6 protein-coding genes are annotated in these 12,557 nt (G+C 51.1%); 1 reads left to right on the top strand and 5 read right to left on the bottom strand.

The window, feature by feature from the left end; translation table 11 throughout:
• Positions 1-135: 135 nt before the first annotated feature.
• Both AC506A_RS21395 and AC506A_RS21400 read right to left on the bottom strand, forming a co-directional pair.
• On the bottom strand, positions 136-1,731 hold the full coding sequence (locus AC506A_RS21395; RefSeq protein ID WP_495463036.1) for an ATP-binding protein: 1,596 nt from the start codon (positions 1,729-1,731) through the stop codon (positions 136-138).
• A 146-nt stretch (positions 1,732-1,877) separates the two neighbouring features.
• Entirely contained in the window at positions 1,878-5,234 is a 3,357-nt protein-coding gene (locus AC506A_RS21400; protein ID WP_495463037.1) for a DUF5107 domain-containing protein, read from the bottom strand.
• 203 nt (positions 5,235-5,437) lie between these two features.
• Between AC506A_RS21400 and AC506A_RS21405 the strand changes: the two genes are divergently transcribed.
• A complete protein-coding gene (locus AC506A_RS21405) occupies positions 5,438-6,310 on the top strand; it encodes a helix-turn-helix domain-containing protein (protein ID WP_495463038.1) in 873 nt (290 codons plus the stop codon).
• Between the two features lie 50 nt (positions 6,311-6,360).
• Here AC506A_RS21405 and AC506A_RS21410 read toward each other — a convergent pair whose 3' ends face one another.
• The 3 genes from AC506A_RS21410 to AC506A_RS21420 are packed head-to-tail and all read right to left on the bottom strand — an operon-like array spanning position 6,361 to position 12,535.
• Positions 6,361-7,281 (bottom strand): aldose epimerase family protein, encoded by a 921-nt coding sequence (locus tag AC506A_RS21410; protein WP_495463039.1) that lies wholly within the window; start codon positions 7,279-7,281, stop codon positions 6,361-6,363.
• Positions 7,282-7,296: 15 nt separating this feature from the next.
• On the bottom strand, positions 7,297-9,408 hold the full coding sequence (locus AC506A_RS21415; protein ID WP_495463040.1) for an alpha-galactosidase: 2,112 nt from the start codon (positions 9,406-9,408) through the stop codon (positions 7,297-7,299).
• A 28-nt stretch (positions 9,409-9,436) separates the two neighbouring features.
• A complete protein-coding gene (locus AC506A_RS21420; RefSeq protein ID WP_495463041.1) occupies positions 9,437-12,535 on the bottom strand; it encodes a discoidin domain-containing protein in 3,099 nt (1,032 codons plus the stop codon).
• Between the last annotated feature and the right edge of the window lie 22 nt (positions 12,536-12,557).

A 12,557-nucleotide genomic window follows, 5' to 3' on the forward strand; every position in this document is an offset into this window, starting at 1 on the left:
AGCTTGTGCACATTCTTATCTGAAAATACGACAATAATTGGCGTTTACCTCTATTGTTAATAGGGAAACATTCTATAGCTTACAAACAAAAGTAACAGCTGCCAGGTGTAACCGGCAGCTGTTACTTTGTATCGATTATTCGGTTTCAATCGGAGCAGCAGCAGGCAGCATGATCGCAAATACCGTCCCCGCCGCACTCGTCTCCGCCACTTCCATTCGTCCGCCATGATCTTGGACAATCTTATGCGATATGGACAAACCAAGCCCTGTCCCGTGAGCTTTTGTCGTATAGAAAGGTTCAAACAGCTTCGCTCTTGTATCTGCGGACATCCCTTTTCCCGTGTCAGACAATTCAATGAATACGCCGCTCTCTCTACCGTAAATCTTAACGCCGATTTTCCCGATATCGTCCATCGCATCAATTGCGTTTTTGAACAAATTAACGAGTACCTGCACGATTTTGTCCTTGTCTATCAACACATATAAGGGTTGTTCGGGATAATCGACCCTGAGTTCATGTCCTGCTCTCTCGATTTCCGTGCCCATGATCGAGAGGGCCCTTTCCATACAGGAGCGCATCGATTCGATTTTCATTTGAGAGAGATTGGGTTTGGAGAATTGCAAAAACTCGGACGTTAGCTCGCTAACCCTCGTGATTTCATCCATGATCATCGGGTGGTATTTATCGATATCCTTATAGCCGTGCTGATAGGCCAGCTGCAGAAACCCTTTTATCGTTGTCAAAGGGTTGCGGATTTCGTGGGCCATTCCCGCCGCCAGCTCGCCAATCACCTTTAACTTGTCCGAACGGAAGAAGTGCTCGTCTCTTTTCAACCAAACCTCTTTCTTTTGAAAAAACAGCTGATCTTCTACATCCTCTATCGTTTCATTCGTCGAGCGTCCATTGGAAAAAGCATAAGCGTAGATGATATCTAAGTGGGATGAATGCTCAATTATGGTTTCGATTACATGCTTCACATAATCTTCAGCAGCTTGTTGATCGGTAAACGCCATCGCAATCGCGAATTCGCTTCCGCCGTAACGGGATACACTCGAGGAGCTGAAATGTACCGTCAACTGTCTGGCGATATCCTTCAGCCCATTGTTGGCTTTCTCAAACCCATGCTGGATGTTGACGACTCTCAAATCCTGACAGTTCATAATGATTAAGCAATATTCGCCACACTCTTGCATTCGATTTAATTCATGACGAAATTCATGGTAATTAAGCAGCCCAGTAAGAACATCCCTTTTCAATAGCTCATCGTTCTTTTTCTGCAGCTCCTCTTTTTCCTTTTGTTTGCTTTTTATGATCCAAATCATGGCTACAAGTACTAAAGAGCTTGCAATGTCAGACAACGTAACTAACACGGAGTAATCATTTATTTCCGAATACGTGTAGCGTACAAGACTGTAAAAGCCCATCAATAGAAGTGCATGGTAGTAACTCCTTTTCATACTTTCACTGCGTGTCAGAAGTCTGATGAGTACGATCACGTAGAGAGTCAGGCACCAATTCAGTTCACTCAACCAATGAAAAACAATTAAGCATACCATTTGGATGTAGATTTGCTTGGTAGAATTCCGCATGAGGTTAATGGACAGAAACACGGCAATACCCGCAGCAATCATGAAGAGAGGGTAATCCGTCCGCTCTAAGTAGATGGATGAAAACGAAATAATCCCAAGTAGAACAGGGAGCAATATTTTAAACAGAATGCTGTTCGCCATATCCATGTCACCTTTGCGCTTATTGTTAATATTTCCCTACTCATTGTTCATTCGATAAGCACGACGCAATACCCTTTTGCAGGCAAGTAAAAATCACGTGAATAAAAAAGCCACTCGAGCGCCTCGAGTGGCTTTGCATGTCCAGATTAAGATGACTTATTTTGAGAAATGGCATGGAAGGAATGAAGGAATGCACCAAGATGATTCGCATCAAGTCGGAGAACGGAAGCAAGCTCTTCAGCTGCTTCCTTGCCGCCTCCGAGTCCCAACAAGCCCAGCCCTCTCATGTACCGGCAGTGAATTTCGTTCCTGAAGTTCAAATCGTCCTCGAATACGAGGAAATCCGGCAGCGAAATCGCGAAATAATCGATTTTGACGTCGTCGAACATATGCTTCTCAGCGTAATCGATCAGCTTGTAGAACCGTCTTTTTGCTTCTTTACCGTTATCGAGCTTTAGCCAAGCCAAGCCTTGATAATAGATCATATCCGGCGGCTGATCGTTGTAAAACATCGCGCTGGCCGGTTCCTCGATCCCAACCGATGCGGTACGGAATGCCGTTTGGGCTTCTTCCGCTTGATCTAGCTCCGCATACGCACACCCGAGATAATAGTAAACGTTGTTTTCTTGCGCTCCCGTGAGTTTTCCTTCGCCGAGATTTTCCGGATAGACGAGCGCCTTCTTCAGCCATTCGATTGCTTCGTCATATTTCTCTTCGGATAAGCATGCTTTTGCCAATTCTACGTGAGAAAACACGTATTGGCCTGTTGCTTTACCTTCCCCGCCCTCCCATGGATGAAACTGGCGTGCTGCGAGAAGTTCAACTGCACGCTGATGGCGGCCAAGGCGATTATGGAGCGTGACATACTCCAAGTAGAGATCGTCTCTGCGTTCCACGAGATGTACGTGCGCGGACAAACGAGCGAGCCGATCTTCAGGGGAGATACCGATTTTTTTATACAATTGATCCAGCTCGTAGAAGACCCTTGCATCATCCTGATTACAAGCAAAAGCTCGTTCCAATGCTTGGCGGGCTTTATCCTTGTCTCCGAGCTTGTTGTAGTAAGCAAGCGCCAAGTTCCGGCTCACGGTCGGGAAGGAAGGATCAATTGACAGAGACGTCTCCCAATGAGCAATCGCTTTGTCTGCGACTTTCTTGTCGTAGTACAAGTTGCCGATGTAATAGTGCGCTTTGGCATCTCCCGGAACGTTGCTCGTTGCGAATTTTAAAACCGTTAAGTCGAACAACGAATTCGGGAAACAATAGTCCGGGGATGCCGCTCCTCCGGCTTGCAAATGCTTGATCGACAGCGCTGGTTGACCCGCTCTGCCATACAAATAGCCAAGCGTGTAATGGATCATAGGATACGTGTTGTCCGAACTGCTGTCTGCTATCATATTCAATACTTCGATAGCCTCGGCGTATAGCCCGACATCGGCATAGTCAGAAGCTAATGACAAGTGATTATGTGCGTCCGCTCTCAATAAAAAAAGGAATTCCTCATACACCGACTCAGCTTTCTCGATATCCCCTGCCGTTTCCAATGCCAGTCTCAGTTCGTTGTAAGCACCGAAGTCAGCGATATCCAGTCGGATCGTTTCGCTTGCGAACGTAATCGCTTCCTCTGGCCGAACGAGCTTGCGAAGCAGCGCCGCCTTCAAATTTCTTGCTTTGTAATTTCGCGAGTTACGGACGAGCGAACGTTCGGCCAGCTCCAATGCTTCGGACAGCCGACCTTGCTCGGTAGCGATTTGTGCTAAGGAGAAGTAGCCGACGTCTTGCCATGCTGCCGACCATACGGATTTGTAAAAGGCCGCGAACGCTTCTTCTTGCCTTCCTTGAAGCTTTAACGAAACGCCTAGCTGATAGTATGCTTCGCCGTCGTAAGGATTTGGATTGCGCCAAGTCAAGCTCTTGATCGCAACGCGGAAGTGACGCTCGCTTTCTTCCAGCAACCCTTTGCGGAGCAGCAGCGTTCCGTATGCGACGTTGATTCGGATATCGCTAGGGTCCCGCTTTAATCCTTCGAGGTAATAGGCTTCCGGCTCGAAGGTCGCATGCCGGTATTGCTCCAGGTGAAGCCCTGCCAAATACAGCTGCTCGTTTGTCTTCAGTTCTTCCGGCTCCGGCAAAGGTTTCGCCGCCTCGGGCATTTCTTCGATTTGCGGTTTCTTAGGCGTGTAGCTCACGAGCGATGAACCGAGGCTATCCTTTACCGACAACGTTAGCTCGTGCGCCTTAACGCCTGAAGCCAGACGAACTTCGGCTTGAAAGCCCTGCAGCGGAGTGAGTGTCAATTTCTCGCAGAAATACGATTGGCCATTGCCCGAAAGCTCCACAGTTGCGCCTTCCGCTCGGGATGTCGTATAGACGTAGATGGCAGCCAAGGCAAGATTCTCGTCGACTTCCAAGTTTACCGCGGCTTCGGTTGTCGCGTTTTTGACGACTCCGATATCTTTGTAGGGCATGAAGTATTGCTTAAAGGACTTCTCTTCGTAAGGCTGCAGCCACGTAAAATCGGGTTGATTGTCCGTGTAGACGCCGGTCATCAGCTCGATGTAAGGTCCGTCTTCATCGGTCAAATTGCGGTCCCACGCTTGTCCGAACTCCCCATTTCCCCACGTCCATTGTTTTTTGCCCGGCGAAATATGATGATTCGCGACGTGCAGCAGTCCTGCCTTCAGTGCGTGATCGTAGCCCCCAACGAAGTTGTAGTCGGATTTGTACGCCATGTAAGAGGTCGGAACGGGAATGTTCTTGTAACGGGAGATGTCGACGCCCTCGGAATAGTCCATTTTGTAATAGATGCCAGTGGCGATTGGAAATTTGGACACGTCGCGTTTGCCATGGTCGAATACGGCGTTCACATCCGGCGGAAACACCGATTGCGTATGATCGTTGACCGCAACGGCGGGGTTGGCCCACCACAGGAACGTTTGCGGCTCCGGCGTACGGTTGTAGAGCTGTGCCGCTATTTCCAGATACGCTTTGTCCGGATACAGCGTGAAGCCCGCAGTCACTTTCGTCCCGTACATGCGGTCGATTTCGCTCACCCATACGGTGGCGCTGCCGTCTTCATTTTCCTCCAGACGGTATTCTACAGGGCCGTAGGTGTTTGGACGATGATGCTGCGGCCAGTTGAACTCGATACCTCCCGAAATCCACGGTCCTGCCAAACCGACGAGCGCCGGCTTGATCACCTGATTATAGTAAACGAAGTCGTAATTGTTCGTTCGATCGACCGCGCGATAGATCCGGCCTCCGAGCTCCGGCATGATTTCGATGCGCAAATAATCGTTTTCTAAGATGACGATGCGATAGGGATGCGGCTTTTTCTCGTCCTCGATTTTGTCGATGACAGGATGGGGGTACACTTTGCCGGAACTGCCCTGATACACGCGTTTTTCCAGAAACATTGGATTTTTGTCGGGTTTCCCTACAGCGTACGTAGGAATGTCGACGATCTCTTCCCAGACGCGGGAACGCCCCTTATGTTGAGTCAATTGCAGTCACTCCCTATTAAAATATGTTTTCTAATCTCTACATTAACGAACAGCATCTGTTAGAACAATTGAACATCAACGGATAATGATGGACTATATTCTGATTTATTGTTATTGCATACCATCAGAACCCTATATACAATAGCAGTAATAAGCACCCCTGAGAAACGAGAGGATTTGATCCTATTAACGCTACGAAAAAAATGGAAGGTTTTCGAGAACAACGTCTTTTCGTCCTTCCGGAATATATGCAGCGTGAGCTTGCCGGAACCGAGCTGACCCGGCAACTGTTCGTTAGCGATATTGGTTTTTTTCCGCGTGCCAAGCACCACTACAGGGAGCGGACGGAAGGCACGGACGCCCATATCTTCATCTATTGCATCGACGGTCATGGGAAAGTGGAAATAAACGGCGGAGAGCCGCTCGACATCGGGCCGGGCAGCCTTGTCGTGATTCCGGCTGGCATGCCTCACCGCTACTGGGCTTCCGAACAAGAACCCTGGAGTATTTATTGGTTCCATTTGAAGGGAGACCACGCTCGAGAATTGACCCAACTGTATGGGCTCGAACATAAGGCCGTTCCTCTCCCTCACTCGATTGTTGCAGAATTCGTCTCCAACATCGAGCAATCGCTTGCGATCATTTCGGACAGACCCTATTCGATTCACTCTCACGTTTACGTCTCGCAGACCATCCGATGGGTATTGAGCGGCGTTGGCCAAGAACTCATGCATGCAAGCCAAGACCATAAACGGGACCAGTATCTGGAGAAAGCGATGCGGTATATGAATGAACACGTGGGGACTACCGTTCGGCTCCCCGAACTTGCCAGATCCGCCGGCATTTCGACGCAGCATTTGATTCACCTCTTCAATAAGGAAACCGGTTTTTCACCTATTGATTATTTCCTTCGCCTGAAGATGCAGCATGCCGCGAGTATGCTGGATTTAACGGACTTAACCGTGCGAGAGATCGCCGTCTCCGTCGGTCTTGCCGACCCCTATTATTTCTCCCGCCTATTCAAGAAGCTCATGGGCTACTCACCTACCGAATATCGAAAAATTCCTAAAGGCTAACCTGTGCAAGAAAACCCCGGATGAATGATCATCCGGGGCTGTTTATCTTCTTATTGGTGCCACTCCCCATGTCCAAGCAGGATGTCGAAAGACCAGTTATAACTTTCGCCAGCTAGCAAACGGACTGCCGTGCCATTGCGCTCAGCCCGCTCCAACGAGTCGTAGTAGCCAATGCCTGGCTCCAATGCAATGGTAGTCCGATCGTTGAATTTACCTTGGTCGATCCAGACTCCTAAGTGGGGTACGGCGTCCTTCGGAACGGAAACGATCATATAGGTTTGACTGTTCATGCCAAGCAGACCTGACCAGCCCTCTGGAATAGACCCCTTATAATAAAATTTGGTGCCCTCGCCTGTCGTTTCGGGTCCATAAGCCCAAACATCGGGGATCATGAAATCGCGATCCGCCTTGCCGTAAACGCAAATCATCTCTCGCACCGATGCTGGCGTAAGAATTCTTGTCGGCTCATTCACGGCAAACTGGGGATGCGCAGCCCATAGAAAAGAAAACGGTGCTCCGCCGATATGCTCAGCAGTGTAGTTAAGCCGAAGGTGTCGCTCGCCAGGAAGTGACAGCGTCCTCGTCAGCCGGTAAGGAAGCTGCCGCCCCTGTACTGAGCAAACGACCGCATCTACGCTTAGCTCCGCCTGCCATGGAAGTGCCCATACCTCGCCATGATCGGGCAGGTTCTGACTGCCATCCTCCCCCGCTGCGCAGGCATCTATGGTCGGAAAGCATTCGTCCCATCCGCTCATATCTCCATCGCAGAAAGGCGATCCGTAAGCCAGCTTCTGCAAAGATCGGTCCCCCGCATCAAGCAGCCATTCCTTCCCCGTAGGTTTATAGAGAAGTGAGACGAGCTTACCCCCGAGCTCAGGTATGGTTTCAACTCGAATGGATTCATTTTCGGCTACGAGCGAGAGGAATCCTCTATAGCTGCTTTCGTAGATTTGCGTACCGCTTGTTTTCATCGGTCATCTTCTCCACTACTGAATTCGCTTTAAGTGAATCATTCGGCTCTGGCAATCGCCAGAGAATCCTAATGCCACGCCAATACGCAACAGGAAGCTGCCATGAAGCGCAACCGTTCGGCCGTCTCCGGCATCGACCTCATACAAGGCATCCGGATCAAGGCCATGCAGAGCAAGCCGGCGTTCCCAAGCGCCAAAATGCTGCGCATTCTGGAAAGCAAACACAACGGATTCTTGCCCGTCTCTGGCAACGTACTGGCATGCCGCAATGTTCGAATGCCGTAATGACGACAAGCGATATAAATCGCCATGCATCGTAATCGATCGGATTCGTTTATACTGCTCCACATAGTCCTTCGCTTCGGCCAGTTCTTCTTCTGACCAGCGGTCGATGTTCGCACCTATGCCGAGACCACCCATCATGGCGCTATGAAACCGGAAGGAAAGCGGAAGCCTTCTACCATTCATACCGTGAGGGGACTCCGTGACCCAGCACATCATGACAGACGGGTCATATGCGTAGGTGAAGCCTTCTTGAATATCCAATCGATCGAGCGCGTCCGTATTATCGCTGATCCATGCTTGATCCGCATAACGCAATATGCCCAGGTCGATTCGTGCTCCGCCGCCGGCGCATGTCTCGAACTCGACGTTCGGGAACCGCCTGCGGAGCTCTCCCCATATTTCATAAAGGTTGTTCACGTGGCGAATCCAGTCCGAATGCTCCCTTTGCTGCCGCTCATCTGCAATTCCCGGCTCGGTTACCGTTCGGTTCATATCCCATTTAATGAAGGAAATATCATAGGTATCGAGCAAATCCGTCATAAAATGGAGGACAAACTGTTTGACTTCCGGAAGCCCGAGGTTCAGCAGCAATTGATTCCGAAGCTGAGAGCCGGCACGCGTCGGGAATTGATAGACCCATTCCGGATGCGCGCGGTACAAATCACTGTCCGGATTCACCGATTCGGGCTCTACCCAGATCCCGAAATCCATGCCAAGCGATTTGACCTCGTCGATCAACTCGTTTAAGCCGTTCGGGAACTTCTGCGGATTCACCTGCCAATCACCAAGTCCTGCTCGGTCGCTGCTCCGAGCGCCAAACCAGCCATCGTCGACGACGAACAGCTCGACGCCGATTGACGCCGCTTTGCGCGCCAATGCTTTCTGATCCTGCACGTTTACCGCGAATTCAGTTGCTTCCCACGAATTGTAGAGCACCTTTCGCTCGCGTGAGCCCGGAAGGATCGCTGCTTTCTGATAGCGGTGAAGCTTACGGCTCATCTCGCCAAAGCCGTTCTCGGAAAAACCGCCCGTAAAGACGGGGGACGTAAAGGATTCGCCCGGCGCAAGCGTGAAGCTGCCGTCGAAATCATTGATTCCGCCGGTTACCCTGAGGTGTCCGAACGTCGTTTTTTCTGCAATGATTTTCCAATTGCCGCTCCAGCCGAGCGCGCCAAACCACACATTGCCGTTCGTTTCGCTGGCAGTCCCGTCGTCGATCGCAAACCAGGGGTTAGCGTGCGGACCCGTAAAGCCTCTTCTGGACTCCAGTACTTTCTTCCCCTCGGACAGCACATTCGTCCTCAATTGATACTCTCCTGCCCACCGTCCCGTGACATGCGTCAACCGGTATGCGGGGAGGGCAAGCAGCGACCAGACGGCAGACATGACTTGCTCGATGCGCACGGAAGACGTCTCACCGTTCGTTATCGTGATGTATCGCTCGATCAGATCAAATTCGGGATACACGTTGTAATGCAGATTCACTTTCAGGGCGTAGTAATCATCCGCCAAATGAACGACCAGCTCCTCAGGCTTGTCGATCGAGTAGCCGTTGAACTTCAGCAACAGATCGCGCACGCCATCGCTGAAAGTTGCTTTTAATGCCGGCTCCGCGTACAAGAAACCGCCCCAGCCCCCGTACTCTTCCGTTTCGCGGTCTACGGCAGCATCGAAGGAGCTATGATGCTTTGCTCTAAGCAAGTCAGCGCAATCCCCGGCATGAACCGGGGACCCCCAATAGAGATGCTGCACAGTTCCGCTGTCGTTGATGCCGAACAGATAGGATGACCGTGCGGTGCGAATGGTGAAAATACGGGCATCTTCCAAATAGCCGATCGGCACAGCGATCACTCCTCTTAGGTGTAATAGTTTATTTATAGATCGTGAAAATCAAATCCGTATCCGGCTGAGGTGACCAGGTTTGCCCGCCGTCTCCGGAATACTGAGCGCTCCCGCCGGCATAAACGTCACCGCTATAGGCGAAGCCGTATTTGTTGTCGGTGGACCCGTCGTCCAGCGAATTCGGCGACCGCAGAATAAATCCGTACTTCTTCGTCGTATCGAGCCCGCTCAGCCTCGGGTAAATCGAGTACGGCTGTGGGGAGCTCATGAGATTGTAAGGCGGAACGGCCGCGGTAAACAGCTTCTTCACCGGCTTCATGTTGGTATCGAGTTCCACGATGTCGATATACAGATTGTCTTCCGGCACTTTGCTAACATAGCTTTCGTAATAATACACGTCCATCTTAGGCAGAGATTCGCTCGTCAGCGTGAAAGTTTGCATCCGCTGCGTTTGCCCGCGGATGTCCGAATAGCTCCAGAACGATCCGTTGCTGTCGTCCTGCGCAATGACGGAACCGGTATTGCCCGGAATGTTGTACGCTTCGATTTCATTGACGGAGCCAAGCCAGTGGCTGGACTTCATATAAAGCCTGATTTTCGAAGTCGTGACCGTCTTGAAGTCCAGCTCTCTCCGGTCTCCAAGCGTCAGCCCTTTGGTCAGGTCGACATATTGCGATGTAGCGTCATCCCAATACTGGAGCGCATAATTCCAGGTTTCATATTCCTGCTTATCGTAACCGTACTCACTGACAACGACACGGTTGACGCTCGTCGGTGCGCCGAAATTGATCTCGAGCCACTGGTTGCTGAAATCATTATTCGCAGGCCAGCCTGCGCTCCAACGGGTTGATAGATTGCCGTCAATCACGTTCGAGGCTTCGTAGCCTGCCCCGTAGGATGAGGATGCCGAAGCTGTTACCCCTGTGCCGAGCGCCAAGTTGACGGGTGCTCCCGGGTTGCTGCGTGAGCCCTTACCTGAGATGCGAATCATAACGGATTCGCCGGGTCTTAGCGTGCGTGAATAGCTGCCGGTAAACGATCCAAGCGTCGTCTGGCTGTACAACTCGGAGAGCGTGTACGCCTTGTCCGCGCTGAGATGCAGATCCTTGAAGGGAATAACGACCGGCTTGCTGTTGTTCATATCCCAATTGGAAATGCCGACGATGACGTCGCCATTCTTATCGTTCAGATACAGGGCCTCCGGCGAATGCTCGCCTTTCAAATAGAAGTTCGTCATGCTAAGCGGTCTTGCCGCTTTGCCTAAGTCTGCAACGTCCAGCAGTTCCTTGTTCATGACGAGCGTCTTCATCCGGTCCTCCGAGATGAACGGAACATCGTCGCCAAGCAGCAAATGACCGCCGCCCATCACGATCGCAGTCGTGAGCAGCGTTGCTTGATTCAGCGTATTTTTTCCGTAAACGCCTTGCACGATATTTTCGGGCATCGACATGTCCGCATCGTTAAAGGCGTACAACGTGTCATTGCTCCACCACGATGCAGCCGCATTGAACGCTTGGCGCTCAATGCCGGAATAATGAATGCCGGCGCCGTCATTGAGGCCGATGGACGTGTCGCAGCCGGTTCTTCTGCCATGGGCATACCCCGAAGGCAGCAGCGGCGCGATCGATTCGTCGATGAAGATCTTCTGCCGCGCGCCGAGCAGTGCATCGCGCATGACCTTCATTCCGATTCGGTAGGCCTGTATCCCGTTCTTGCTCTTATCATAGAAGCTGCCTTCGTACATGCCGAGTTCTAGAAAGTCGAGTTTGACGTAGTCGAAGCCCGGCTCGACTTGATTGGTGTTCATCAGCCATTTCAAATACGCCTGTCCGCCCTGATGCGTCGCATCGACAATCGGCGTATTCAGATAGGACATAATCGGATTGCCGTTCGTATCCTTCAGTGCGATATCGCCGAACGTATAGCTCGTAGTAGGTACAAGATCGGTCAGCTTATTCCAGATCGCAAATGGCGCTTCATAAGAGCCGGCTTTCATCCCTTTGCTATGTACATAAGTAACGTAATCCTTCAAATTCTGGATGTGCTCCTGCCCTTTGACTCCCTGATAGCTGGCGTCCAAATTCATATAATTGTAGCCAAGCGACTTCAGATGCGCGACGAAGTAATCCGTCATTGCATACATCGCGTCGGCTGTGGCGTACTGGCTGTAAAAGTTGTACCAAGTGTTGTAGCCCCTCGGTACGTCGCCTTTCCACTGCAGCATCGGCTCCTGGACGGCATAGGCTTGTCCGAAAGTCTCGAGGCCCGTCTCATAATCATCGAAATACCCAATAAAGAAGGCATCCGACGACACTGAAGTACCGCTCTGCTGTCCGCCGGCATTGTAGACGGAGAAGCCACTCAGCGGGCCGTTCGGTGTTGCCGCCTGGCCCAGATGCTGCATGCTTTTCCAAGCTTTCGTTGTGGCCGCTCCGGCTATGATGCCATTCTTCGCCGCATTGTCAAATACCGCCGCGACCCAGTAGCTTGTTCCGTTAAACGCGCTCCACTGATCCTCTACGCCGTAGGGGCGATCGTAACCGTTCTGGCTCTTGCCGAAATTGTCGATAGGCGCTACGCCGAAATCATAGTTATTCGTATAAGGCGTCGTATAGATCCGTTTGTCCGTGCCCGAACCGATATCCAGATTGTCGGATGCAATCGGCTCCAGCACGTCAATCGTTTGGCTTGCCGCACTGCTCACCGTCATGTCGGACAGAAAATAAGGCTGGTCCTCGTACATCGTCAGCCGCAGCGTGATGGTCGAGCCTGAATCGAGCACGCTCTTGATCGTAATTCGCTCGCCATGCTTGCCATATCCGTCATTGCCGATTGCCTCCCACTTCGCCGAACGCTTACCGGGATCGTAGGAATGAATGCGGGAGGTTGTCCCGTACAGCTCATAGTCGGAATAGAAATTCGAGATCAACATTGTACTGCCTTGCTTGAAGCTGCCGCGCCCCGTCGACAAATCGTACGTGAGCGAAATCGATCCGTTGTCAGCGGTTACGACAGAGCCCGTCTGTCCTACAGATACTTTCGTAGGTTTAGCCTCCGCAACGTTAATAGGTCCAATCATCGTAAATATGAGCAGCAAAACGAACAATCCTTGAAAGCTTCGTTTCATTCTGTGCGTCCCTCCCAAATTG

The sequence above is a fragment of the Paenibacillus sp. N22P23 genome (genome assembly GCF_059383735.1).

Excerpts from the sequence above, each read along its gene's own strand:
- AC506A_RS21420 (WP_495463041.1), bottom strand. The coding sequence starts at position 12,535 with ATGAAACGAAGCTTTCAAGGATTGTTCGTTTTGCTGCTCATATTTACG.
- AC506A_RS21405 (WP_495463038.1), top strand. The coding sequence starts at position 5,438 with ATGGAAGGTTTTCGAGAACAACGTCTTTTCGTCCTTCCGGAATATATG.
- AC506A_RS21395 (WP_495463036.1), bottom strand. The coding sequence starts at position 1,731 with ATGGCGAACAGCATTCTGTTTAAAATATTGCTCCCTGTTCTACTTGGG.
- AC506A_RS21410 (WP_495463039.1), bottom strand. The coding sequence starts at position 7,281 with ATGAAAACAAGCGGTACGCAAATCTACGAAAGCAGCTATAGAGGATTC.